Below are 25,060 nucleotides of genomic sequence, written 5' to 3'. Positions count from 1 at the left end.
TTGCTGCTCAGCGCCTTGCTGCTTAGTGCCCTGCCGTTCAGTGCAAGCGGTCGGGCCGGTCGTCGTCGCGCGGCGGCTCCGACAGGTTTGTCAGCGTCGGTGCCGACGGCGGCGACGAGACTTCGCCTCCTGCCGGCCCGGTGGCTTCCAACGCGCGCGCCTGATCGCGATAGGATTTGTAGCCGAGCGGCAAAGCGAGGAGATACAGCACCGTGCCGATCGACAGCACGTGCCAGGGATAGGCGATCAGCAGCGCGATGAAGACGATGACTGCGACGAACGCAGGCAGCACCAATTCGGGCGGCACCCGCATGCGCTTGGTCTTGCCGGAGAACACCGGCAGGCGCGACACCATCAGGAAGGCGATCAGCAGCGTATACGCAGCCGTCACCGCCGCAGGCAGCCGGCCGAGATCGAGGAACGCGACATAGATCGGCAACAGCACCGTGATCGCGCCGGCCGGCGCCGGCACGCCGGTGAAGAAATTCGCGGCAAAGGCCGGCTTGTTGGGATCGTCCATGGTGGCATTGAAGCGCGCCAGCCTGAGGCCGCCAGAGATCGCGAACACCATGGCCGCGATCCAGCCGGCATTGCCGAGTTCGTGCAGCTGCCAGAAATACAGCATCAGTCCGGGCGCCACGCCGAAATTGACGAAGTCGGCGAGGCTGTCGAGTTCGGCGCCGAACTTGGACTGCCCCTTGATCATACGCGCGATGCGGCCGTCGATGCCGTCGAGCGCCGCCGCGAACACGATGGCGTAGACCGCGAGCGACATCCGCCCCTCGATCGAGAGCCGGATCGAGGTCAGGCCGGCGCAGATCGCCAGCAGCGTGATGACGTTGGGCACCAGCATGCGCACCGGGATCGGGCGGAACCGCCGCCGGCGTACGTCTGGATCTCTAGAGTCGTAGGGCGTCATGGCTCGTCCTCACCTTGAGGCGAGATATAGCAAGCCGCGTTCCCCTCCGCCATTGCGGCGGAAGGCCCCTCAGGCCGACTTATTGGTTAATTGGCGCGATAGGCGCGGCTCGGGTCGTCTCCGGCGAGATCGGCCAGAATCGTCTCACCGGCGATCGCGGTCTGCCCTTCCGAGACCAGCGCCTTGGTGCCCAGCGGCAGATAGACGTCGAGCCGCGAGCCGAAGCGGATCAGGCCGAAACGCTCGCCGGCGCCGATCGCCTGCCCTTCTTTGACGAAGCAGACGATGCGCTTGGCGACCAAGCCCGCGATCTGGATCACGCCGATCCGCGCCGTCGGCGTCGTGATCACCAGCGAGTTGCGCTCGTTGTCCTCGCTCGCCTTGTCCAGCTCGGCATTGATGAACAGGCCGGGGCGGTAGGCAATACGGTCCACCCTGCCCGCGATCGGGCTACGGTTCACATGGCAGTTGAACACGCTCATGAACACCGAGACGCGCGGCAGCGGCCGGTCGCCGAGCCCAAGCTCGGCCGGCGGCAGCGCCATGGTGATCATCGAGACACGGCCGTCGGCCGGCGACACCACGAGCCCCTCGCGCACCGGCGTCACCCTGACGGGGTCGCGGAAGAACAGCGCGCACCACACGGTCAGGATGGTGCCGATCCACCCCAAAGGCGACCACAGCCAGAACAGGACGAGGCTTGCCAGCGCAAAGCCACCGATGAAGGGATAACCCTCCTTGTGGATCGGCGGGATCTGACGCTGGATCGAATCGAGAATGGACATAGTTATTGCCGCTCAGGGTTGATGGCGCAGGTCGTCCCGCGCGGTGGTGTTGTTTAGGCCAGAGTTGGGACCGGAGACAAGGTCACTCCGCCGCGGCAGGCGTCGTCAGGACATCGGCGACCGGCGGAGGCTCCCGGTTGGGCGCCTCGCCGGAATCGGCCATCCTGGCCAGTTTCTCGCGCGCCGCCTCGGCCTCGCGCTGCCTGTTCCACATGCTGGCGTAAAGTCCCTCCTCCGCGAGCAGTTTTGCGTGGGTGCCGCGTTCGGCGATCCGGCCCTGGTCCAGCACGATGATCTCGTCGGCGCCGACGATGGTCGAAAGCCGATGGGCGATCACCAGCGAGGTGCGGTTCTTCGCCACGCGCTCGAGCGCGCCCTGGATCTCGTGCTCGGTGTGGGTGTCAAGCGCGGAGGTCGCCTCGTCCAGCACCAGGATCGGCGGCGCCTTCAACACGGTGCGCGCGATCGCGACCCGCTGTTTTTCGCCACCGGATAGTTTCAGGCCGCGTTCGCCGACCTGGGTCTCGTAGCCTTTCGGCGCCATGCGGATAAAACGATCGATCTGCGCCAGCTGCGCTGCCTGCTCGACCTCGGCATCGCCGGCGTCCCAGCGACCGTAGCGGATGTTGTAGCGGATGGTGTCGTTGAACAGCACGGTGTCCTGCGGCACCATGCCGATGGACGCGCGCAAGCTCGCCTGCGTGACTTCGCGAATGTCCTGGCCGTCGATCAGGATCTTGCCGCCGGAAATGTCGTAGAGGCGAAACAACAGGCGTGAGATGGTCGACTTGCCCGCACCTGACGGGCCGACGATCGCAACCGTCTTGCCGGCCGGCACCTCGAAGCTGATGCCCTTGAGGATCGGACGGGACGGCTCATAGGCAAAGCGCACGTCCTCGAAACGCACATTGCCCGCGGAGACCACCAGCGGCTTCGCGCCCGGCGCATCCTTGATCTCGGCCTCGCGCCCCAGCACGTTGAACATCTTCTCGATGTCGATGATCGCCTGCTTGATCTCGCGATAGACCATGCCCATGAAGTTCAAAGGCTGGTAAAGCTGGATCATCATGGCGTTGACCAGCACGAAATCGCCGACCGTGTTGGTGCCGTTGCGCACACCGATCGCGCACATCAGCATGGTCGCGGTCAGCCCCAGCGTGAAGATCACGGCCTGCCCGGTGTTGAGCACGGCAAGCGAAGTGTAAGCCTGGACGCTCGACTCCTCGTAACGCGCGACCGATCGGTCATAGCGCTGCGACTCACGGGTCTCGGCGGTGAAATATTTGACGGTCTCGTAGTTCAGCAGCGAGTCGATCGCCTTGGTGTTCGCCTCGGTGTCGGCATCGTTCATCTTGCGGCGGATGCCGATCCGCCACTCGGTCGCGATGTAGGTATAGTACATGTAGACCGCGACAGTGACGAGGGTCGCGAGCACGTAGCGCCAATCGAACTGCCACAGCAGCACGGCCATCAGCAGCGAGACCTCGACGATGGTCGGGATCAACTGCAGGATCACCATGCGCACGATGACCTCGATACCCTCGCGGCCGCGCTCGAGCACGCGCGTCAGGCCGCCGGTCTTGCGCTCCAGGTGGAAGCGCAGCGACAGCTCGTGCATGTGGATGAAGGTGATGGTGGCGAGCTTGCGCACCGCATGCATGGCAACGCGCGCGAAAATGCCGTCGCGCCATTGCGTCAGCACCGCCATCACGATGCGCATCACGCCGTAGCTCGCTGTCAGCAGCAGCGGCGAGGCAATCACCCAAAGGTGCCAATTGTCGGCCTGAACCGGCGCGGTATTGGCGCCGGTCAGCGCGTCGGTCGCCCATTTGAAACTGAAAGGAACCGTCAGCGTGATCAGCTTGGCGGCGAGCAGCAGCACCATCGACCAGACCACGCGCATCTTCAGGTCGAAACGGTCGCCCGGCCAGATATAGGGCCACAGATGCGCCAGCGTGCCCATCAGCGTGGCCCGCTCCAGCGGCCCCCCGGCGGGATCAGGAACGTTGGGGCCGGCGGGCGATTGAGCTTGGTCCATCAAGAAGCCTGAAAAGCCCGTCAGATGCGGGCTGCGTTGCCATTAAGGATTTTCGTTTGTCATATAGAGCCTTACCGATGCCCATGCACCCCGCCAGATGGCGAGTCTTCGATTGTTCTTCGTCGTTTACCGGTAGATTTCCGGAAGTCCCGAATCACCGATTGGGCTTGACGCCTCTTCGCTGCAATGCATCATGGCACCAATGAGCACGATCAAAACCGTCTGTGTCTATTGCGGCTCCGGCCCAGGAACAAATCCCCGTTTCACCGAAGGCGCCAAGGCGTTCGGCAAGGCGCTCGCCGAGAACAACATCCGCCTCGTCTACGGCGGCGGCTCGCTCGGCCTGATGGGCTCGGTCGCGACCTCCGTGCTCGATCACGGCGGCACCGTCACCGGCATCATCCCCGACTTCCTGCGGATGCGCGAAAACGCGCTGACCCGCGTGCAGGAGATGATCGTCACCCCCGACATGCACGAGCGCAAGCGGCTGATGTTCGAACGCTCCGACGCTTTCGTGGCCTTGCCTGGCGGCGTCGGCACGCTGGAGGAGTTGGTTGAGCAATTGACCTGGAAGCAGTTGGGACGTCATGCCAAGCCGGTGCTGCTTGCCAACATCGATAATTTCTGGGAGCCGCTGTTCTCGCTGCTGTCGCACATGCGTCAGACCGAGTTCATCCGCGCCGGGCTTTCGGTCGACATCCTCAAGGCCGATCGGATCGAAGAGATTTTGCCGAAGCTGAAGGCGGCTGCGGCACAGATCGACGATGCCGAAAAGCAGCTCGCCCCGGAAATGGCGCGCAAACTTTAGTCCGCAGGAAACGTCACCGCCTCGATCCGGTTACCATCGGGGTCGACGACAAAGGCTGCGTAATAACGCACGCGGTCGTGCGGGCGGATACCCGGCGCGCCGTCGGACGCGCCGCCGGCGGACAGCGCGGCAGCGTGAAATGCATCGACCTCGGCGGTCGTCTTGGCCCGCAGGCAGATATGCACGCCGCTCTCCGGCGGCACGTGCGGCATGCCCTCGCGCAGATTGATCCAGACTTCGGGATAGGCCTTGCCAAAGCCGATCGTCCGCGGCCGCGTGACGACGCGCGTGAGCCCGATGGCCCCGAGCGTTGCTTCGTAAAATGTCGCCGAGCGTTTCAGATCGCTGACGCCGACGGAGATGTGGTCGATCATGGGTCGCGCTCCCCTCTCTCCTCGTCATTGCGAGCGAAGCGAAGCAATCCAGACTGGCTCTGCGGAAGCACTCTGGATTGCTTCGTCGCTTCACTCCTCGCAATGACGGCATTGATGGCGCCGCCATAGCTCACGTCACTATTCCCTACGCCGGCGCCCCCGACTTCACCAGCTTGTAGATCACCGAATCCATTAGCGCCTGGAACGAGGCGTCGATGATGTTGGGGGAGACCCCGACCGTGGTCCAGCTGTCGCCGTTCTCGTCCTCGCTCTCGATCAGGACGCGCGTGACCGCGCCGGTGCCGCCGTTGAGGATACGCACGCGATAGTCGATCAGCGTCAGGCCTTCGATATATTTCTGGTACTTGCCGAGATCCTTGCGCAAGGCAACGTCGAGCGCGTTGACGGGACCGTTGCCTTCGGCTGCCGAGATCAGATGCTCGCCCGCGACGTCGACCTTGACCACCGCCAGCGCCACGGTGACGCGCTCGCCATGCGAATTGTAACGCTGCTCGACATTGACGTCGAACTGTTCGACCTCGAAATAGTGCGGCACCTTGCCGAGGGTGCGCCGCGCCAGCAGCTCGAACGAGGCGTTGGCGGATTCATAGGCGTAGCCTTGCGCCTCGCGCTCCTTCAACTCCTCGACCAGCCGCGACAGCTTCGGATCGCTCTTCTCGTAGGCGATACCGGCGCGATCGAGCTCCGCAATGACGTTGGAACGGCCGGCCTGGTCGGACACCAGCACCTTGCGGTGATTGCCGACCAGCTCCGGCAAGACATGCTCGTAGGTCTGCGGATCCTTCAGCACGGCGGAGGCATGGATGCCGGTCTTGGTGACGAAGGCGCTCTCGCCGACATAGGCTGCATGACGGTTCGGCACCCGGTTGAGCATGTCGTCGAGCGTGCGCGACACCTTGACCAGGGTTGCGAGCTTCTCCGCCGTGACGCCGATCTCGAAGGCGTCACCATACTCGGCCTTCAGCTTCAAGGTCGGGATCAGCGAGCAGAGATTGGCGTTGCCGCAGCGCTCGCCGAGGCCGTTCAGCGTGCCCTGGATCTGCCGCGCGCCGGCGCGCACCGCGGCCAGCGAATTCGCCACCGCCTGCTCGGTGTCGTTATGGGCGTGGATGCCGAGATGATCGCCGGGGATGTGCTTGGTCACCTCGGTAACGATGGCTTCCACCTCGTTCGGCATGGTGCCGCCGTTGGTGTCGCACAGCACCACCCAGCGCGCCCCGGCTTCATAAGCAGCTTTGGCGCAGGCGAGAGCGAAACTGGAATCCTCCTTGTAACCGTCGAAGAAATGCTCGCAGTCGAGCATCACCTCGCGGCCGGCGGCCTTTGCTGCTGCGACACTGTCGCGGATCGAGGCGAGGTTTTCCTCCTTCGTCGTCTCCAGCGCAACGCGCACCTGATAGGCCGACGCCTTCGCCACGAAGCAGATCGCGTCGGCTTTGGCTTCCAGCAGCCCGGCCACGCCCGGATCGTTGGACACCGACCGGCCAGCTCGCCGCGTCATGCCGAACGCCGTGAAGCGCGCATGCGAAAACTTCGGCTTGGTGCCGAAGAACTCGGTGTCGGTCGGATTGGCGCCCGGATAGCCGCCCTCGACATAGTCGATGCCGAGTTCATCGAGCATCTGGGCGATGATTTGCTTGTCGGTCAGCGTGAAGTCGACGCCATTGGTCTGCGCACCGTCGCGCAGCGTGGTGTCGAACAGATAGAGGCGCTCTTTGCTCATTGCAGTGCTCCCGATGCGGGTCCGCTGCCGAGCGTCTTTTGCATGGTGGTGTTGGCCAGCCATTCGTCGTTGACGGTGATGCTGTTGCGCTGCATGGCGACATAGCCGCGCTTGGCGAAAAAGCCCTGTACGTTGTCGCTGGCGTCGACCGTCAGCTTGTCGGCACCGCGGCCGCCCGCAAGCTTTTCCAGCGCATCGACCAGCATCGTCGCGAGGCCCTGCCCGGCCACGGCCGGATGCACATAGAGCATGCGGATATGATCCTTGCCGCGCAGCGACGCAAAGCCCACGGGCGATCCCTCCAGCGTTGCGATCAGCGTCAGGTCGGAGGCGAGCCGATTGCCGAACTCTTCGTCCTCCGCCGCCGCCATCCAGGCCTGCTGCTGCGCTTCGTTATAGTCGTCGCCGGTCAGCTCTTCGATGCTGGCCGTGAAGATCGCGGCGAGAACCGGCACGTCTTCCGGCAGGAAGGGCCGCAGGCCGGGCTTTGGGAGTGCTTGTGCCATCGTCTTCACCACATCCCATAGAGTTTCAGCGCCAGCGCCACGGCAGCGCCGAGCAGTAGGATTTTCAGCGCGATGTAATAGAACCAGTGCCGCGGAAAAGGCGTGTCGGGCCGCTTCATCGCGCGACCTCCCAAGTCGTCCCTTCCTTGGAATCCTTGATCGCAACGCCCATCGCGGCAAGCAGATCGCGGATACGATCGGATTCCGCAAAGTCCTTGCGCGCACGCGCCGCCGTTCGCTCAGAGATCAGGCGCTCGACTTCCTTGGCATCGACGCCGCTCGCCTGCTGCTTGCGCCCTTCCCACTGCGCGGCACTCTCGGAGAGAAAGCCGAGCAGACGCAACGAACCCGCGAGCGCACCAACATCGCTGCCGCGCAGGCCATGCAGCGCCGCGATCGCCAGCGGGGTGTTGAGGTCGTCGAGCAGCGGCTCGACCACTGACGGGGCGGGCTTGCCGGGTACGACGTCAGCCGCAACCCGATACCAGTCGTCGAGCGTCTTGGCGCTCTCCTCAAGCGACTTCATCGTCCAGTCGATCGGCGAGCGGTAATGCGTCTTGAGCATATTCAGGCGCAACACTTCGCCCGGCCAATCCGCGAGCAGCTCGTGAATCGTGACGAAATTGCCGAGCGATTTCGACATCTTCTCGCTCTCGACCTGCAGGAAGCCGTTATGCATCCAGTAATTCGCCATCCGCTCCCGGTGGAAGGCGCAGCAGGTCTGCGCGACCTCGTTCTCGTGATGCGGAAACACGAGATCGATGCCGCCGCCATGGATGTCGAAGTGCTCGCCGAGATGCTTCCAGGCCATGGCCGAGCACTCGACGTGCCAGCCCGGGCGCCCCTGCGCGGTTATGCCGGCCGGTGACGGCCATGACGGCTCGCCGGGCTTGGACGGCTTCCACAGCACGAAGTCGGTGTTGCCCTTCTTGTAGGGCGCGACATCGACGCGGGCGCCGGCAACCATCTCGTCCAGCGAGCGGTTGGACAGCGCGCCATAGCGCGGCAGCCCGGAATTGGCCGCGTTCATCGCCTGCGGCGAGAACAGCACGTGATCCTCGGCAGCATAAGCAAAGCCGCCGGCGACCAGCCGCTCGATGATCTCGCGCATTTCGCCGATATGCTCGGTGGCGCGCGGCTCGACGCTGGGCCGGAGCGCGCCGAGCGCGTCGACGTCGGCGTGAAACTGTCTGCCGGTCTGCTCGGTGACTTTTCGGATCGCCTCGTTCAGCGGCAGGCCGGGGAAATCCCGCGCCGCGCGGTCGTTGATCTTGTCGTCGACGTCGGTGATGTTGCGGACATATTTGACGTGCGCCTCACCGTAGAGATGGCGCAGCAGCCGGAACAGCACGTCGAACACGATCACGGGCCGGGCGTTGCCGATATGGGCGAAGTCATAGACGGTCGGTCCGCAGACATACATGCGGACCTCCTTGGCATCGAGCGGCACGAAGGTGCGCTTTTCCCGGCTCAGCGTATCGTAGAGGCGCAATTCCATAAGGATACCCGTCGGCTGTTGGCCGGGCGTCCAGTGCTCTCAATGGTTTTGAGAAAAGACGGCTCCAGCCAGCGAATCGCTAGCTCGTAATCTCGCGGCAAATGGCGCAAATGACGAGGAGACCGTTCATGATGGAACATATGGGCTATGAGGCGGCCCCGCGTCAAGAGAGCCGCGAAAATGCGGTTTCATCTCCGCCATGCGCAGCCGCCACGCATAGATGGTTCATCTCCTTAACCATTTGAGCCCATTCTGGAACTGGCAGTTCCCATTTTTTGCCCCCGGTGTTTTCATGCGATCATTGCTCGCGCTCATTTCCTGCGCCTCCATCCTTGTCGTTTCCAGCGCTTGCGCCGAGACCCGCGTCTTCATCATCCCCAACCAGGCGGATGGTTACGGCGTCGATCAGTGCCTGGCCAAGAGCGACAAATGCGGCGCGCAGGTCGCGCGCACCTACTGCCAGTCACGCGATTTTGCCCAGGCTTCGGCCTATCGCCGGGTCGATCCCGACGAAATTACCGGCTCTGTCCCCAAATCCGGCGCAAACTGCTCCCATGGCCATTGCGACGAATATGTCGCAATCACCTGCCAGCGCTGAATTCGCTCGGAACTGGCGTACTTTAGGCCCAATCGCTGGCCTCTGAAACGACGTGACGATGCCGCAGGAAGCGGCTATGGGAGGGCGCGCTTCGGCCCCCCACATCACGCGTGGCCGTGACCTCGCTAGAATGGCGGATATGCCTGAATTTTTGTCTCTCTCCCGTGCTCGCTCGATCCTTGCCTGCGCCGTGCTCTTGAGCACGGTCATGCTCGTCAATAACGCGTTCGCACAGGCCGGACCGCCGGGACCGCCGCCTCAGCCTGGCCAGAACGGACTCGGACCCAACCCGATGTGCGCGCGCCTGGAAGGCCAGCTCGCCGGTCTCGATCGCGGCGGCGGCGGTGATCCCGCGCGCGAAGACCAGATCCGCCGCTATCAGGAATCCCAGAGCAAGCAGCAGGCCGAGCTCGACCGCGTCACCATGCAGGCCAAGCGCATGGGTTGCGATTCCTCCGGCTTCTTCTCGTTGTTCAGCGGCCAGTCGGCGCAATGCGGTCCGGTCAACACCCAGATCCAGCAGATGCGCGCCAATCTGGACCAGATCACCGGCAATCTCGAACGCCTGCGCGGCGGCGGCCCCGGCGGCTTCAGTCCCGAGCGTGACAACCAGCGCCGCTCCGTGCTGGCGGCGCTGGCGCAGAACAATTGCGGCCCGCAATATGCCAACGCCGCGCAGTCGCAAGGCGGCGGCAACTTCCTGAGCAATCTGTTCGGCGGCAACAACCCCAACAATCCGCAAGGCGTGCCGCCGTCCGATCTCGGCCCGCAATCAGGCACCTATCGCACCGTGTGCGTGCGCACCTGTGACGGCGCTTATTTCCCGGTCTCGTTTGCGACCGTGCCGGCGCGCTTCCCCGACGACGAGAAGACCTGCAAAGCGCTGTGCCCGGCCGCCGAGGCCGTGCTCTACACCCATCGCAACCCCGGCGAGGATATGAACTCCGCGGTCTCCACCAGCGGCCAGCCCTACACGGCGCTGCCGACCGCGTTCAAATTCCGCAGCGAGTTCAACCCGTCCTGCTCCTGCAAGGCCGCGGGCCAGACCTGGGCGGACGCGCTCAAATCGGCCGACGACAAGGCATCGGCCGAGCAGCAGGGTGACATCATCGTCACCGAGGAGAGCGCCAAGAAGATGCAGCAGCGGCAGCTCAACAAGGGCACGCCCGCGAATGCCAAGAAGGGCGCGGCTCCGGCGACGGCAACCGCGCCGGCAGCAACGCCGCCGGCGGAAACGGGCACCCCTGCGACCTCGTCCGAGAACAAGCCGATCCGTTCGGTTGGGCCAAGTTTCCTGCCGCAACAGCAGAAGTAGGTCACCACGCACAACTGTCATGCCCCGCGAAGGCGGGCATCCAGTACTCCGTGTCATCACTTGGGTTTCGACAACGCCCGCCGCGGCGTACTGGATCATCCGCCTTCGCGGATGATGACGGCGTCGTACGTGGCGACAGCGTCCATCCACGAACTTCGGCCAGCCTCACCCTTCGAACGCGTCGATCGAGGCTTTGCTCCCGCGCGATACCAGCGTCTCGTCCGGGGCGGCGAGCTGCTCGCCTTTGTCGCGAAAACGGTTGGTGATGGGATAGCGGCGGTCGCGGCCGAAATTCCTGGCCGTGACCTTGACGCCGGGGGCGGCCTGGCGGCGCTTGTATTCGGCGACATTGAGGAGATGATCGATGCGGATGACCGTCTCGCGGTCGAAGCCGGCGGCGATGATCTGGTCGAGCGGCTCTTCGCGCTCGATGAGACGCTCCAGGATGGCATCGAGCACGTCGTAAGCCGGCAACGAATCCTGGTCGGTCTGGTTCTCGCGCAGCTCCGCGGTCGGTGGACGCGTGATGATGTCGGGCGGGATCACCTCACCGGCCGGCCCCAGCGCCCCCTCGGGCTTCCACGAATTGCGCAAGCTTGCCAGCCGAAACACCTGCGTCTTGTAGATGTCCTTGATCGGATTGAAGCCGCCATTCATGTCGCCGTAGAGCGTGGCGTAGCCGACGGACATTTCCGACTTGTTGCCGGTGGTCACCACCATCAGGCCGGTCTTGTTGGAGATCGCCATCAGTAGCGTGCCGCGGGTGCGGGCCTGGAGATTCTCCTCGGTGACATCAGGCGGCAGATTCTTGAAGACGCCGGACAGGATGGTCTCGAACCCGGTCACCGCTTCCGCGATCGGCAGCACCTCGTAGCGGATGCCGAGATGGCCGGCGAGCTCGCCGGCATCCGCAATCGAGCTTGCCGCAGTGTAGCGATAAGGCAGCATCACGCCGTGCACCTGATCGGCACCCAGTGCATCGACCGCGATCGCTGCGCACAGCGCGGAGTCGATGCCGCCGGAAATCCCGAGCAGCACGCCCGGAAAGCCATTCTTGGCGACGTAGTCGCGCAAGCCCAGCACGCAGGCCGCGTAGTCGGCGTAGTCGCCCTCGGGCTGCGCGGCGATCGGACCGGTGCAACGCCAATCGTCGCCGCTTCTCGCGAAGCGCAGTGTGGTGATACTTTCCGCGAAGGCCGGCAATTGCGCCGCGAGCGAAAGGTCGCCGTTGAGCGCGAAGGAAGCACCGTCGAACACCAGCTCGTCCTGGCCGCACACCTGGTTGAGATAGACCAGCGGCAGGCCGCTCTCGGTGACGCGCGCGACCGCGACCGACAAACGCACGTCAGCCTTGTTGCGGGCGTAAGGCGAGCCGTTCGGCACAAGGATGATCTCGGCGCCAGTCTCGGCCAGCGTCTCGACCACGTTCTCGTAGTCCTCGGACTCCTCCAGCCAGATGTCCTCGCAGATCGGCACACCGATGCGCACGCCGCGCACGGTGACGGGACCGGCCGCAGGGCCGCGCGAAAACAGCCGCTTCTCGTCGAACACGCCGTAGTTCGGCAGATTGCATTTGAAGCGCAAGCCAGCGATACGGCCGCCATCGAGCAGCGCGCAGGCATTGTAGAGCCTGCCCTCCTCGACCCAGGGCGTGCCGATCAGCATGGCCGGCCCGCCATCGGCGGTCTCGCGCGCGAGCGCTTCGATCGCAGCGCGGCAGGCGGCCTGAAAGGAGGGCTTCTGCACGAGGTCTTCCGGCGGGTAACCGGCGATGAACAATTCCGGGAGCAGCACGAGATCGGCGCCGTCAGCGGCTGCCCGCAGGCGAGCCGCGCGCGCTTTCGCGGCATTGCCGTCGATGTCGCCCATGGTCGGATTGAGCTGGGCGACCGTGACCGCGAATGCGTTGAGACGTTCGGTCATGGCCGCCGCGCTCCGATCACGGCATGATCCGGAAAAGTGTGAAGCGGTTTTCCGAAAAGATCATGCTCAAAAAACAGCCTAGAGCGCGATACGCGCTTTAGAGAAATCCCAAACGCTCGATGATGGCGATGATCCAGAACGCGCCGGCCATCAGGAGCGCAATACCGACCGCGGCCGAGCCCATGTCCTTGACCCGTCCGATCTGCTTGTCGTGATCCATGGTCAGCCGGTCGGCAAGCTTCTCGATCGCAGTATTGAGCAGCTCGACCACCAGCACGAACGCGACCGCGCAGATCAGCTCGACCGCGCGCATCGCGGTCGCGCCGACGAACCATGCGAGCGGCAGCGACAACAGGAGCGCAACGATCTCCTCGCGGACGGCCTGCTCCGAGCGGAACGCAAAGGCCAGACCGTTACGGGAATTGATCGTGGCCTTCCAGATTCGCAGCAAGGTCTTAGAGCCCCGCCGCGGCCGGCATCGGCCTGACCTTGCCTGCGCGTTCCTGCTTGAGCAGTTCTGCGACCAGGAAAGCCATGTCGATGGATTGCTCGGCGTTGAGCCGGGGATCACAGACCGTGTGATAGCGGTCGTTGAGATCCTCGTCGGTGATCGCGCGGGCGCCGCCGAGGCACTCGGTGACGTCCTGACCGGTCATCTCCAGATGCACGCCGCCGGCATGGGTGCCTTCCGCGGCGTGGATCGCGAAGAACGACTTCACCTCGGACAGGATGCGGTCGAAAGGCCGCGTCTTGTAGCCTGACGTCGAGGTGATGGTGTTGCCGTGCATGGGATCGCACGACCAGACAACCACCTTGCCCTCGCGCTTCACGGCGCGGATCATGTTGGGCAGGTGCTCGCCGATCTTGTCGGAGCCGAAGCGGCCGATCAGCGTCAGCCGGCCCGGTTCGTTGTCGGGATTGAGCACGTCGATCAGCTTCAGCAGCTCGTCGGGCTTGAGCGACGGGCCGCATTTGAGCCCGATCGGATTCTTGATGCCGCGGAAATATTCGATATGGCCGTGGTCGAGCTGGCGGGTGCGGTCGCCGATCCAGATCATGTGACCCGAGGTCGCGTACCAGTCGCCAGTGGTGGAATCGACACGGGTCATGGCCTGCTCGTAGCCGAGCAGCAGGGCCTCGTGGCTGGTGTAGAAATCGGTGGCGCGCAGCTCGGGATGGGCCTCGAGATCGAGGCCGCAGGCGCGCATGAAATTGAGCGCATCGGAGATCCGGTCGGCCAATTCCTTGTAGCGGCGGGACTGCGGACTATCCTTGAGGAAGCCGAGCATCCACTGATGCACGCTGCCGAGATTGGCGTAGCCGCCGGTCGCGAACGCGCGCAACAAATTTAGGGTTGCCGCCGACTGGCGATAGGCCATCAGCTGGCGCTGCGGATCGGGGACGCGCGCTTGCTTGGTGAAGGCGATGTCGTTGACGATATCGCCGCGATAGCTCGGCAGCTCGACGCCGTCGATCTTCTCCATCGGCGAGGACCGGGGTTTTGCGAACTGGCCGGCGACGCGCCCGACCTTCACCACCGGGACGGCGCCGGCATAAGTCAGCACCACCGCCATCTGGAGCAGCACGCGAAAGAAGTCGCGGATGTTATTGGCGCCGTGCTCGGCAAAACTCTCGGCGCAATCGCCGCCCTGCAGCAGGAAGGCCTCTCCGGCCGCGACCCGCGCCAGCGCCTTCTTCAGATTGCGCGCCTCGCCCGCGAACACCAGCGGCGGAAAGGTCGCAAGCTGCGCCTCGACGTCGGCCAGGGCCTTGGCGTCGGGATAATCGGGCACCTGTAGCACCGGCTTGCTGCGCCAGGACTCGGGCGTCCACCGCTCGGACATCGCAATCTCTCCGTGAAGCAAAAAGCACAACCTGATCTGTGGGTTGCGAGGGTCGCCTTATACACAGGCTGGCCACCGGCCGCCAGTTGTAAATCCGTCTGGCACTGCAAAGCCTTGCGGGGAAAGCCAAATTCGCATTTGCTGGGAAACGGCTCGGAACTGGCAAGATACCTTCGGCCCATGGACGTGGCACTGGACGACGTTTTCATCGACGAGATCAGCTTCCCGGCGACCGACGGGTATGCGCTGAGCGGTACGCTATTCTTGCCGCGCGGCACCAAACGTCATGCCGTGTTGGTCAATTCGGCGACCGCCGTCCCGCGAAAAATCTATCGCGGCTTTGCCTCCTATCTCGCCCATCGCGGCTGCGCGGTCCTGACCTACGACTATCGCGGCATCGGCGACTCCCGGCTGCCGGCGATGGTCGGCTACAACCAGCCGAAATCGCTGGTCGGCTTCAAGGCCTCGATGTCGGACTGGGCCGCGCTCGACGTCACCGCCGCAGTGCACTGGATGCGCCAGCGCTACAATACCCTGCCCTTGGCCTATGTCGGTCACTCCTTTGGCGGCCAGGCGCTCGGGCTGATCGCCAACAACACGGACATTTCGCGCGCCGCGTTCGTGGCCTCGCAGGCGGCGACCTGGCGGCTGATGACGTCGCCGGAAAAATACCGCGTCTTCGCCTTCATGAATTTTGTCGGCGTGCCGCTCGTCCACGCGCTCGGTTATGCGCCGGGCTGGGCCGGCATCGGTGAGGATTTGCCCAAGGGCGTCTTCCTGCAATGGGCCGATTGGGTCTCGAGCCCGCGCTATCTCTTCGATTCAAAGCTGCCGGAGCTGGAGAATTTCGCCAGGTTCAAGGGCGAGCTGCGCACACTCTGCTTTTCCGACGATCCCTGGGCGACGCGGCCCGCTGTCGAGCTGCTTGCGAGCGGATTCACCGCAATCAAGCCGGAGGTAATTAACGTGAAGCCGTCCGACGTCGGCGCCAAGGCGATCGGCCATTTCGGCTTCTTCCGCCCCGACCACCGGGACACATTGTGGCGTGGCGTCGCGGAATGGATTCAGGGAGAGTAGACGGCGCTTACCGGAGGATCGTCGTCAGCGACGAGTAGCGCTTGTTCGGCTTGGCCTCGCCCGGCGCGAATTGCGCAAATGCCTCGCTGACGCGGACGGCCGGCGGCGTATCGCCGGCGAAACGAAACTCCTTCGGCCGCGGCGCGTAGAAGCTGGCGCTGTAATAGGTGTCGTCGAAGCGCGCCTCGCCGATCCCGAACACTGCGTCGCACGCGAACAGAAGTGCGTACACTCCCGCGATCGCGACGACGACCTCCCTAAGAACTGACATGCTGATGCCCCACCCTGTTGCAGGCAGAATGCACGCCGGTTCCAAAGCCGGGGTTTAAGGCCGCACAGTTCTTGTTCGCAGGGTTTGCCGCCGCTGAGCGGAATGCAGACAATTTTATCGATCTCGAAAAAAGAGCCCGCCTGCACGGGTGGTCAGGCGGGCTCCAGGCTTGGCCGCTCAGGAGGTATCAGACGGCCAGATTCATCCAGACAGCCTTTGGCTCGGTGAAATTGTCGAGCGCGGCGGAACCGTGCTCGCGGCCAAGGCCGGAGTCGCGCTCGCCGCCCCAGGGCAGGCGCACGTCGGTGTAGCCATAGGTGTTCATCCACACCGTGCCCGCGCGCGCCCGCTTGGCGAAGCGCTGCAGCCTGCCGATGTCGCGGCTCCAGACGCCGGCGGCGAGGCTGTAAGCCGTGCCGTTGGCAATCCGCAAAGCGTCGGCCTCATCCTTGAACTTGATGACGCTGACGACGGGGCCAAAGATCTCCTCTTGCGAGATCCGCATCTCGTGCGCGACATTCGCGAACACCGCGGGGCTGATGAAGTAGCCGCGATCGCCGACCTTCTCGCCACCGGTGACGAGGGTCGCGCCCTCCTTCCGGCCGATCTCGACATAGTCGAGGACCGACTTCATCTGCTTCTCGGATATGACGGGGCCGAGCGTCGTCTTGCGGTCGAGCGGGTCGCCGATCCTGAGCGACTTTGCGCGCGCCGCCAGTCGTTCGACGACCTCGTCATAGGCCTTCTCCTGCACCAGCACGCGCGAGCCGGCCGAGCAGACCTGGCCGGCATTGAAGAAGATGCCGGAAGCCGCAGCTTTCGATGCGGCTTCGAGATCGGCATCGTCGAAAATGACGTTGGCCGACTTGCCGCCCAGCTCGAGCGAGACGCGCTTGAAATTGCTTGCGGCGCCCTTCATGATTCCCCGCCCCACACCGGGAGAGCCGGTGAAGGTGACCTTGTCGACGTCGGGGTGATTGACCAGCGCGTCGCCGACGACGCGGCCGGGGCCAGTGACCACGTTGAAGACGCCCGCCGGCAGGCCGGCTTCGAGCGCGAGCTCGGCGATGCGCAGCGCCGACAGCGAGGTCAGCTCGGCCGGCTTCATCACGATGGTGCAGCCGCAGGCCAGCGCCGGCGCGAGCTTCCACATCCCGATCATCAGCGGGAAATTCCAGGGCACGATCGCCGCGACCACGCCGACCGGTTCGCGCACGGTGTAAGTCAGGGCATCGTCGCGCACGGGCACGACGTCGCCGCTGATCTTGTCGGCCCAACCCGCATAGTAGATCAGCGTGTCGACGGCGGCCGGAAAATCCTGCCGCGATGTCGCGGCGATCGGCTTGCCCGCATCGATCGACTCGAGCTCGATGATCTCCTCGGCGTGAGCCTTGAGCAGGTCTGCCCAGCGCAGCAGGATCTGGCCGCGCTCGGACGCCCGCATTGTGCGCCAGGAGCCTTCGAAAGCCCGGCGCGCGGCGGCGACCGCATGCTCCACATCGGCCTCGTTGCCTTCGGCGACGACGGCGATGACCTGCCCGGTGGCCGGATTGAGCGACTTGAAGGTGCGACCGGAGCTTGCGGGGACGCGGCGGCCGTCGATCAGCAGATGCTGTGGCCGGGACATGAACTCGCTCGCAGGCGAATGTGCAAAGTCATATGCAACAGACATCATATTTCCTCCAGTTTGGTATACCAGACTAGACGCCGGCAGGCCTGAGTAAATATGATATGAATTGCAAATGGATCGCCGTCATATGAAGTGTAGTTCATAAGGAGGACCAATGCTTCAGATCGAGATCGAGGCCGTCTGGCGGTTTCGCCGCGAGGGCAATCCGCGCACCGCCATCGTCATGCTCGGCGTCCTCAACGAGATCAGGAGAACCGGGAAGATCACCAGCGCAGCCAAGGACGCGCACCTCTCTTATCGCCACGTCTGGAATCTGATCGAGCAATGGTCGGAGTTCTTCGGCACGCCGCTGGTGGAAACCCAGCGCGGCAAGGGCTCAAAGCTCACACCGTTCGGCGAGCGGCTGGTGTGGGCGGGCGAGCGCATGCAGGCCCGCCTCGGACTTCAGCTCGAAAATCTGGCGCAGGAGCTGGCGAACGAGATCAAGCCGTTCCTCGAGCAGCGCCCGTCGGTGATCCGCGTGCATGCCAGCCACGGTTTTGCGGTCGCAAAACTGCGCGAATTCCTCGACCGCGAGCCCGGCATCGGCGTCGATCTGCGCTATGTCAGCAACCAGCATTCACTGGTCTCTCTGGCGCAGGGGGCCTGCGATCTCTCGGGCCTGCATCTGCCGCACGGCGCCCTACGCGCCCAGGGCATCAAGGCTGCGCGCGAATGGCTCGATTCGCGCGAGGATCGCATCATCAGCTTCGTCACACGCGAAATGGGATTGATGGTCGCGCGCGGCAATCCGCTGAGCATCGCGTCTATTGATGATCTCACCGGACCAAAAGTCCGCTTCGTCAACCGCAACCACGATTCCGGCACGCGGCTTCTGTTCGACCAACTGCTCGCGGCAAATGGAATCGACGAGAGCCGCATCAACGGCGCGCAACAGATCGAGTTCACCCACGCCGCGGTCGCAGCCTATGTCGCAAGCGGCATGGCCGATGCGAGTTTCGGCGTCGAAGCCGCCGCCCGGCATTTCGGGCTCGATTTCATCCGGCTCCTGACTGAGGATTATTTCTTCGTCTGCAAGCGCGCGTTCCTGGACACCGGGCCGATGCGACGCATCCTGGAGATCATCCGCAGCGCCGATTTTCGCGCGGCCGTCGCCACCCTGCCGGGTTATGTGCCGTCGGACACCGGCACCGTCACCGGCGTGAAGGCGTTTCTGGAGATGCACGCCGTGCGATGATGCCGGAGGATTCCATCACCTGTCCGCGCCGGTCAGATCGCCGGCTCGTCCTTCAGCGCCGACATGACCTGCTCGCCCTGGGCGGTCAGGCGATACGTCACCAGCGGACGGCTCGACGGAGGCTTTCGCGCGAGCTCGACGATGTAGCCGCGCACCATCAGGGCTTCGAAGCTGCCGTAATAGCCGAACATGCTGATCTGGTTCTGCCTGAGCAGCTTGAACTCGCGCAAAAGACGTATCTCGTTGCCCGAGAGCAGCGACCGGCGCACGCGCTGAACGAACCGCGCGCGCTGCTCGAACCAGGCATGGTCCGGCAGTTCGTGCGAGGCTGGTGCCGGGGCCCGTTCGCAGGGACGCGCGTCCTGCGCAATCTCGACCGTCACCTGCGGCAGGCATGGCATGCTGCTGCTGACAACCGCGTCCTTCGCCACGTCGAGCAACACGAGCGGCCAGCGCCGCTTGTTGTCCACCATAACAGGCGGTGGCACGACGCTGTCGCGCACCAGCTGCTCGAAGCGTCCGGCGGTCACGCCGACATAGGCAGCCGCGCGACGGCGATCGACCAGACGCGTGTCCGGCGCGACCTCGCAAACAATGTTCTCGTCCACCCCGGATCCCCTCGCGCCTCGTTGCGCATGGCATGACGGTCCGGCGGGACCGGCCAAGCCGGCGGCGAACCTAGGTGGGAGAAGCGCGCTCGAAAAGCAGAGAATTTCGTACATGTTGATGCCGTTTCGGCAACAGTTATAGTCAGACCCGGGGGTCCCATGCGCTTTCACTCACCGGCCATCCAGTACTTCCACGCCGTCCGCCGCACCGGCTCGATCCGGGCCGCGGCGCGCGTGCTGAACGTTGCCTCGTCGGCTGTAAGCCGCCAGATTCTCAAGCTTGAACAGGAGGTTGGGTCACCGTTGTTTGAGCGCAATGCGCGCGGCCTGACGCTGACGACGGTCGGCGAGATGTTGGCCCGGCACGTCATGAACGTGCTCCAGGACCTCGATCGCTTCCGCTCGGACGTCGCGTCCCTGTCGGGGACCTGGCATGGCACCGTCAGCATTGCCTGCATCGAGTCGCTCACGGAATCGGTGCTGCCGGACCTGATCGCCTCCCATCGCGGCCGGGCCCGGCGCGTCAGCTTCACCGCCGAGGTGAAGGGATCGTCGGATGTGCTGGAGGCACTGAGCCGGGCCGAGGCCGACATCGGCATCGCCATGGCGCTGCGCCATCCGCCGGACCTGCGCCAGGTCGCCTTGAAACGGTTTCGCCTGGGTGCAGTCGTCGCACGCGAGCATCCGCTGGCGCGCGGCAAGACGGTCACGCTGACCCAATGTCTCGCTTTTCCCGTCATCCACGCGCTGCCGGAGCTGTCGATCTATCATCTGCTCCAGCCGCTGATCGCGCAGCTGTCCGAGACGCCGGAGCCGGCGATCCAGGCCAACTCGATCGACCTGATGCGCGAGCTCGCCGCGCGCGGCGTCGGCGTCGCCTTCCAGACCCAGCTCGGCATCGGCCGGCTGTCACGCGACAGCCGGCTCGTCTTCCTGCCGCTCGACAATGCCGGCAGCCCGGTCTGGTCCGACCTCGGCATCTACGTTCGCGCCGAGCGCACCCTGCCCGCCTACACGGAATCCTTCCTGCAAGAGCTGGTGCGCGAATTGGGCGAGCGCGAGCGGCAGGAAAACGCGGCCTACCCGCAGATCGCCTGATCAGGCGCCGCCGGTCGAGTGCTCAGGCGTGGCCGGCTCCCTTGCGCTGGCCGCTCTCGCTGAGGCGGTCGACCCAGGCGATGCCGATCGCGGAGATGATGAAGGTCAGATGGATCAGCACCTGCCACATCACGCCGCTCTCGGTGAAATTGCTACGCGTCGTGCCGAGATTGCCCGCCTCGATGAAGGTCCTGAGCAGCGAGATCGACGAGATGCCGATGATCGCCATCGCAAGCTTGATCTTGAGCACGCTGGCGTTGACGTGGCTGAGCCATTCCGGCTCGTCCGGATGACCGCTGAGGTTCAGGCGCGAGACGAAGGTCTCGTAACCGCCGACGATCACCATCACCAGCAGGTTTGAGATCATCACGACGTCGATCAGCCCGAGCACGACCAGCATGATCTGTTGCTCGCTGGCGTCGAACGAGTGCACGACCAGGTGCCAGAGCTCCTTCAGGAACAGCAGCACATAGACGGCCTGCGCAACGATCAGGCCGACATAAAGCGGAACTTGCAGCCAGCGCGAGCCAAAGATGAGTTGGGCGAACGCGCCGATTTGCGGCGCCGGCACGGAAACCGCCGAAGGTGCTTTGGGTTCGGACGTCATTGATCACTCCGGATGATAGACAGACGTTGCCTCAGAGACTCGCGATCACAGGCGCGAGCTCTAGCGACCCGCGATAGATCATCTCGAAGGCGACGTAAACGATGATGGCGAGGCCGACATAGCCGATCCAGCGCTGCTTCTGGAGCACGCGGCCGAGCAAATCGGCGGCGACGCCCATGAGCGCGACCGACAATAACAGGCCGAAGGCGAGGATGTAGGGATGCTCGCGCGCAGCGCCCGCGACCGCGAGCACGTTGTCGAGCGACATCGAGACGTCGGCGGCGACGATCTGCACGGCCGCCTGTCTAAAGGTCTTTCGGGAGGCAGGAGCAGCGCTGCTGCCGCCGTGGCTGAACGCGAACTCGTTCGCTTGCGCGGACTGCTCGCGCAGCTCCCGCCACATCTTCCAGCATACCCAGAGCAGCAGCACGCCACCGGCGAGCAATAGCCCGATCACTTGCAGAAGCTGGGTCGCGACGCCGGCAAAGACGATGCGCAGGGCGGTGGCGGCGATGATGCCGACGACGATTGCGCGCCGCCGCTGCTCGGCCGGCAGGCCCGCTGCGGCAAGGCCAATGACGACGGCATTGTCGCCGGCGAGCACGAGGTCGATCAGGACGACCTGAAACAGAGCGGTCAGCGCTTCGGTTGTGATGAATTCAGTCATGATTGGTCATTTTTCGGTGCGGACGAATCGAGCCAATGCGGCTTCTTCCGCTCGACCCAATCCAAAACCTTGGCGCGCGAGGATCGCAGCGCGGGCACGTCTTCAGCGAGCAAAGCCAGGCCGAGCGGGAGCATCCAGACGCCGAGCACCGGCAGGAAGGAGAGCACGCCGCCGACAATGAGCAGCGCGCCCGAGGGAATTCTCACCCAGCGGCTGGACGGCTTGAGCAGATAGGTGACGGTGTCGCCCATGCGCGGCGGCAGGCGAAGGACAAGCTTGTCGAGGCGCGGGTCGCCGCCGGCCATCTGGCCGGTAGCGCCCGCAGTCCCTGTCTTATCCTCGTCCGAAACTGCGCTCATGCTTATTCCTCGGCGGCGACGCGCTGATCGGCACGCACTGCACCAGGCGCCACCTGCTTTGCGCGCGGCAGCACCAGCGTCAGCAAGCGCAACAGCTTGATCGCCTGCACTTCATGGGGATGCACGTCCTCGTCCGCGGCCGCGACGCGCTCCGACAGTTCCATCAAATGGGCCGACAGCGGCAGGTCCGAAACCGGACGCAAATTGTCGATCACCACATTGGCGAAATCCGGTTCCTCGAGACGTTCGGCAAGCTCGTCGAACATCGCGTAGAGCCGGTCGTCAGACATGTGCGGTGCCAGCTTGCGATCCCGGATGAAACGGACGACCTCGTCGCGTTCGACCGGCGAAACTTGCCGGTCGGCGACCGCAACCAGCGCGCCGACGATCACCAACGCCACCGCAGCCTGCTCGTTCAGGCTGGACGGCTCGGTGATCTCGATTTCGATCGGATTTGAATGCTTGGCGTCGGACATCGTTGCTCCCGTATCTTGCGAAATGACCGCACGGGGCTGCGATGGGGACGATTAGTCGGAGAGACTCTCAAGAAGGCCCGACGATCGGCCGATCCATCGCATTCGCGCGGGACAGGTCATCCGACATCGCGAGGTTTTGCCGACAATGTCGACTTCCTCGCCAGAGGGGCCCGGATTCTTGTTCCTTTCACACATAAAGGTGGGGCCGTCGGAATCAAGACGACGCGACTGCGACCAGCCGCCGCATCGGTTCCGTGTTGCGACCGAGCCCGTGCTACCCCGTCCGCTCGACAAGATTCGCCCGCGAGGGCGACGGCTCGAACCTGTCGCCGAAATATTGCGTCTCGTGCGCCACCAGGTCGTCGCGGAATTCCATGATGCTCACGACGTAAGACGGCACCCCGTCATAGGTCAGCACGAACTCGCTCACCCAGAGATCGTTAGCGCCGACGATTCGCCGAACCGTGAAGCGCTTCTTGTTCGGCTGCACGAACCGGCTCTGCTGGATGTTGCTGCGACCGCGGATCCGCTCGCCGGACTGCGGATAGTCGAGCACCGCGTCCTCGCGATAGATGTCGTGCTCGGCCTCGAAATAGTTCGCATCCGAAGCGATCCAATGGCGCTGAAGCGCGGCCAGCTTGCCCTGATCATCCATCGTGATCTCCCGTTGTCCCGACTGCGTCCTCGTTACGCCATTTCAGATTGGCGCGCAGGGAGCCGGTGACAAGACTTGCTCGCAACCTCTAACAACGACTAACGAGCCAAAAAGGCCCTCCGGATGCAAGGATGATGGCAGAGCCGCGCAGTGATTGGGGAACCCGCAATGGCACGTCTGCTTTCGGTCAATGTCGGTCTGCCGCGTGACGTCGCCTGGCAGGGTCGGACCGTCCACACCGGCACCTGGAAGGCGCAGGTCACAGGCCCGCGCAGGGTGCGCCGGCTCAACATCGATGGCGACGGTCAGGGCGATACGGCCGGTCATGGCGGCGAACATCGTGCCGTATTCGTCTATCAGGACGAATCCTATCGGTACTGGCAGGAGCATCTGGGTCGATCGAACCTCGTTCATGGCCAGTTCGGTGAGAACTTTACGGTTGAGGGCCTCGCCGACACCAACGTGTGCATCGGAGACCGCTACAGGATCGGCTCCGCGCTGTTCGAAGTGACGCAACCGCGCGTCACCTGCTACCGGCTCGGCATTCGCATGGACGAGCCGGACATGGCCGCGCTGCTGGTCAGGCACGGCCGGCCCGGGTTCTATCTCCGTGTGATCGAGGAAGGCGACGTCGAAGCCGGCGACGAGATCACGCAGATCGCCGTGGGACCCGAGCGCATGAGCGTGTTCGAGATCAATGCACTGCTCTACATGCCGCCGCATCCGCGCGAACGCCTGGAGCGCGCGCTGCGGATTCCCGCGCTGAGCCGCGGCTGGCAGCGTTCCTTCGAGGCGCTGCTCGAGCAGCAGAAGGACAACAAGACCGCGGGAAACGCCGGGCTTGGGCCGGCGGCGAGCCCACCTCCGGCCTGGCGCGGATTCCGCTCCTTTCGCGTGGCGCGCAAGATCGCGGAAAGCGGCAACGTGACGTCGCTGACCCTCGAACCCGTCGACGGACTTCCCGTGGCGGCTGCCCTGCCCGGTCAATACGTCGTCATCAGGCTCGAGCCTTCCGCTGCGCAGGCGATGACACGCAGCTATTCGCTCTCGAGCGGCGCCGATGCCGCGTCCTATCGCATCAGCATCAAGCGCGAAGCGCACGGCGCCGCCAGCCACTACATCGCCGACGAGCTGCTGGCCGGCGCCGCCGTGCAGCTCGGTGCGCCGCGCGGCAGTTTCACGCTAGGACTAGGGGCCCGGCCCGTCGTCCTGCTGAGCGCCGGCATCGGCGTAACCCCGGTGCTCGCAATGCTCCACGCGCTCGCGGCGGAAGCGACGACGCGGGACGTGTGGTGGCTGCACGGCACCCGCAACGGCCGCGAACATGCGTTTGCCGCCGAGGCGCGTGGGCTGTTGGCCCGGCTCGCTCACCATCACAGCCATGTCTGCTACAGCTCACCCGATCCGGGCGACCGACTGGAGGCGGATTTCGACACCGCCGGTCATCTGGATGCGAGTCTGCTCCAGAACCTGAGCGTGCCGCGTGACGGCGATTTCTATCTGTGCGGACCGCCAGCTTTCATGAGCGATCTGAAAGCTGGTCTCACCACGTTGGGCATCGCACCGGATCGCATGCACACCGAATTGTTTGGCGCCGGACCATCCTTGACGCCCGGCATAGCGTCCTCCCCGCAGAAGCGAGCGCATGCGCCGGTCGGCGCCCCCGGCCCCGGCCCGATGGTTTCGTTCGCCCGCAGCGGCCTCAACGTGTGCTGGGGACCGGCCTACGTCAGCCTGCTGGAGCTGGCCGAAGCCTGCGATGTCCCCGTGCGCTGGTCGTGCCGGACCGGCGTCTGCCATAATTGCGAGAGCGGATTGATCGCGGGGACGGTCGACTATGCGCCGGATCCGCTCGATCCGCCGGCGGACGGCAATGTCCTGATCTGCTGCTCACGCCCCCGCAACGACGTCGTGATTGATCTATAAAAGTGGAGACCTGTTATGCGAGGTGGCGCCCCGGCCTCCTTGCGTTGTGGGACCAGGGCCGCAAGGAGCATTTTTATCCCTACGGCAAGGCTTACGT

General features: G+C 64.5%; 25 protein-coding genes. 7 read left to right on the top strand and 18 right to left on the bottom strand.

The genetic code is table 11. The annotated features are described in order from the left end of the window. Positions 1-37: 37 nt before the first annotated feature. From AC0L3P_RS07465 to AC0L3P_RS07455, 3 genes are all read right to left on the bottom strand, one after another. Positions 38-919 (bottom strand): CDP-alcohol phosphatidyltransferase family protein, encoded by an 882-nt coding sequence (locus AC0L3P_RS07465; protein WP_473301458.1) that lies wholly within the window; start codon positions 917-919, stop codon positions 38-40. Between the two features lie 86 nt (positions 920-1,005). Beyond that, on the bottom strand, positions 1,006-1,704 hold the full coding sequence (locus AC0L3P_RS07460; protein WP_275167429.1) for a phosphatidylserine decarboxylase: 699 nt from the start codon (positions 1,702-1,704) through the stop codon (positions 1,006-1,008). A gap of 82 nt (positions 1,705-1,786) precedes the next feature. Further along, on the bottom strand, positions 1,787-3,742 hold the full coding sequence (locus AC0L3P_RS07455) for an ABCB family ABC transporter ATP-binding protein/permease (RefSeq protein ID WP_473301457.1): 1,956 nt from the start codon (positions 3,740-3,742) through the stop codon (positions 1,787-1,789). A gap of 202 nt (positions 3,743-3,944) precedes the next feature. On the opposite strand from AC0L3P_RS07455, the gene AC0L3P_RS07450 reads away from it, so the two are divergent. Then, positions 3,945-4,550, top strand: coding sequence for an LOG family protein (locus tag AC0L3P_RS07450; RefSeq protein WP_275167431.1), 606 nt, complete (start codon positions 3,945-3,947; stop codon positions 4,548-4,550). Here the strand turns inward: AC0L3P_RS07450 and AC0L3P_RS07445 are convergent. The 4 genes from AC0L3P_RS07445 to cysS form a co-directional block, all read right to left on the bottom strand. Beyond that, a complete protein-coding gene (locus AC0L3P_RS07445) occupies positions 4,547-4,924 on the bottom strand; it encodes a VOC family protein (RefSeq protein ID WP_473301456.1) in 378 nt (125 codons plus the stop codon). The two genes, AC0L3P_RS07450 and AC0L3P_RS07445, sit on opposite strands and share 4 nt — an antisense overlap. Positions 4,925-5,069: 145 nt before the next feature. Continuing rightward, a complete protein-coding gene (cimA, locus tag AC0L3P_RS07440; protein WP_473301455.1) occupies positions 5,070-6,668 on the bottom strand; it encodes a citramalate synthase in 1,599 nt (532 codons plus the stop codon). Continuing rightward, the gene (locus tag AC0L3P_RS07435; protein WP_275167434.1) at positions 6,665-7,174 is read right to left on the bottom strand and encodes a GNAT family N-acetyltransferase; all 510 of its coding nucleotides are present in this window, start codon (positions 7,172-7,174) and stop codon (positions 6,665-6,667) included. The genes cimA and AC0L3P_RS07435 overlap by 4 nt, the downstream gene beginning before the upstream one ends. A 115-nt stretch (positions 7,175-7,289) precedes the next feature. Beyond that, complete coding sequence (cysS, locus tag AC0L3P_RS07430) at positions 7,290-8,672, bottom strand: cysteine--tRNA ligase (protein ID WP_275167435.1); 1,383 nt, start codon at positions 8,670-8,672, stop codon at positions 7,290-7,292. A gap of 292 nt (positions 8,673-8,964) precedes the next feature. On the opposite strand from cysS, the gene AC0L3P_RS07425 reads away from it, so the two are divergent. After that, a complete protein-coding gene (locus AC0L3P_RS07425) occupies positions 8,965-9,270 on the top strand; it encodes a hypothetical protein (RefSeq protein ID WP_275167436.1) in 306 nt (101 codons plus the stop codon). 130 nt (positions 9,271-9,400) lie between these two features. Further along, positions 9,401-10,585: a DUF2865 domain-containing protein gene (locus tag AC0L3P_RS07420; protein WP_473301454.1), complete on the top strand. Its 1,185-nt coding sequence runs from the start codon at positions 9,401-9,403 to the stop codon at positions 10,583-10,585. Between the two features lie 165 nt (positions 10,586-10,750). On the opposite strand, the gene AC0L3P_RS07415 is transcribed toward AC0L3P_RS07420, so the two are convergent. The 3 genes from AC0L3P_RS07415 to AC0L3P_RS07405 all read right to left on the bottom strand — a co-directional run bounded on the left by AC0L3P_RS07415 (position 10,751) and on the right by AC0L3P_RS07405 (position 14,352). Further along, positions 10,751-12,508: an NAD+ synthase gene (locus AC0L3P_RS07415; protein ID WP_473301453.1), complete on the bottom strand. Its 1,758-nt coding sequence runs from the start codon at positions 12,506-12,508 to the stop codon at positions 10,751-10,753. A gap of 97 nt (positions 12,509-12,605) precedes the next feature. Then, positions 12,606-12,959, bottom strand: coding sequence for a diacylglycerol kinase (locus AC0L3P_RS07410; RefSeq protein WP_275167439.1), 354 nt, complete (start codon positions 12,957-12,959; stop codon positions 12,606-12,608). Positions 12,960-12,963: 4 nt separating this feature from the next. After that, on the bottom strand, positions 12,964-14,352 hold the full coding sequence (locus tag AC0L3P_RS07405) for a class II 3-deoxy-7-phosphoheptulonate synthase (protein ID WP_106943045.1): 1,389 nt from the start codon (positions 14,350-14,352) through the stop codon (positions 12,964-12,966). 180 nt (positions 14,353-14,532) lie between these two features. On the opposite strand from AC0L3P_RS07405, the gene AC0L3P_RS07400 reads away from it, so the two are divergent. Continuing rightward, complete coding sequence (locus tag AC0L3P_RS07400) at positions 14,533-15,429, top strand: alpha/beta hydrolase family protein (protein ID WP_473301452.1); 897 nt, start codon at positions 14,533-14,535, stop codon at positions 15,427-15,429. Between the two features lie 7 nt (positions 15,430-15,436). On the opposite strand, the gene AC0L3P_RS07395 is transcribed toward AC0L3P_RS07400, so the two are convergent. Together AC0L3P_RS07395 and AC0L3P_RS07390 are read right to left on the bottom strand one after the other, a co-directional pair. Beyond that, a complete protein-coding gene (locus AC0L3P_RS07395; RefSeq protein WP_473301450.1) occupies positions 15,437-15,700 on the bottom strand; it encodes a hypothetical protein in 264 nt (87 codons plus the stop codon). Between the two features lie 187 nt (positions 15,701-15,887). Then, entirely contained in the window at positions 15,888-17,372 is a 1,485-nt protein-coding gene (locus AC0L3P_RS07390; RefSeq protein ID WP_275167804.1) for an aldehyde dehydrogenase family protein, read from the bottom strand. 112 nt (positions 17,373-17,484) lie between these two features. On the opposite strand from AC0L3P_RS07390, the gene AC0L3P_RS07385 reads away from it, so the two are divergent. Continuing rightward, positions 17,485-18,567, top strand: coding sequence for a substrate-binding domain-containing protein (locus AC0L3P_RS07385; protein ID WP_473301449.1), 1,083 nt, complete (start codon positions 17,485-17,487; stop codon positions 18,565-18,567). 32 nt (positions 18,568-18,599) lie between these two features. On the opposite strand, the gene AC0L3P_RS07380 is transcribed toward AC0L3P_RS07385, so the two are convergent. Continuing rightward, positions 18,600-19,175 carry a hypothetical protein gene (locus AC0L3P_RS07380; RefSeq protein ID WP_473301448.1) on the bottom strand — a complete coding sequence of 192 codons (576 nt, stop codon included), beginning with the start codon at positions 19,173-19,175 and terminating at the stop codon, positions 18,600-18,602. A gap of 159 nt (positions 19,176-19,334) precedes the next feature. On the opposite strand from AC0L3P_RS07380, the gene AC0L3P_RS07375 reads away from it, so the two are divergent. Further along, a complete protein-coding gene (locus AC0L3P_RS07375; RefSeq protein WP_473301447.1) occupies positions 19,335-20,273 on the top strand; it encodes a LysR family transcriptional regulator in 939 nt (312 codons plus the stop codon). 22 nt (positions 20,274-20,295) lie between these two features. On the opposite strand, the gene AC0L3P_RS07370 is transcribed toward AC0L3P_RS07375, so the two are convergent. The 5 genes from AC0L3P_RS07370 to AC0L3P_RS07350 form a co-directional block, all read right to left on the bottom strand. After that, positions 20,296-20,880 (bottom strand): TIGR00645 family protein, encoded by a 585-nt coding sequence (locus tag AC0L3P_RS07370; protein WP_473301446.1) that lies wholly within the window; start codon positions 20,878-20,880, stop codon positions 20,296-20,298. A gap of 31 nt (positions 20,881-20,911) precedes the next feature. After that, positions 20,912-21,547, bottom strand: coding sequence for a TerC family protein (locus tag AC0L3P_RS07365; protein WP_473301445.1), 636 nt, complete (start codon positions 21,545-21,547; stop codon positions 20,912-20,914). Continuing rightward, positions 21,544-21,906 carry a hypothetical protein gene (locus AC0L3P_RS07360; RefSeq protein ID WP_275167444.1) on the bottom strand — a complete coding sequence of 121 codons (363 nt, stop codon included), beginning with the start codon at positions 21,904-21,906 and terminating at the stop codon, positions 21,544-21,546. The genes AC0L3P_RS07365 and AC0L3P_RS07360 overlap by 4 nt, the downstream gene beginning before the upstream one ends. 2 nt (positions 21,907-21,908) lie before the next feature. After that, a complete protein-coding gene (locus tag AC0L3P_RS07355) occupies positions 21,909-22,382 on the bottom strand; it encodes a tellurite resistance TerB family protein (protein ID WP_473301443.1) in 474 nt (157 codons plus the stop codon). A gap of 274 nt (positions 22,383-22,656) precedes the next feature. Continuing rightward, complete coding sequence (locus AC0L3P_RS07350) at positions 22,657-23,037, bottom strand: nuclear transport factor 2-like protein (RefSeq protein WP_473301442.1); 381 nt, start codon at positions 23,035-23,037, stop codon at positions 22,657-22,659. Between the two features lie 168 nt (positions 23,038-23,205). Here AC0L3P_RS07350 and AC0L3P_RS07345 point away from each other — a divergent pair, with 168 nt between their 5' ends. Beyond that, a complete protein-coding gene (locus tag AC0L3P_RS07345; RefSeq protein WP_473301441.1) occupies positions 23,206-24,963 on the top strand; it encodes an MOSC domain-containing protein in 1,758 nt (585 codons plus the stop codon). Positions 24,964-25,060 lie beyond the last annotated feature (97 nt).

It is taken from the genome of Bradyrhizobium sp. WSM4874, from assembly GCF_055811835.1.
This window is presented reverse-complemented; position numbering and strand designations above follow the sequence as displayed.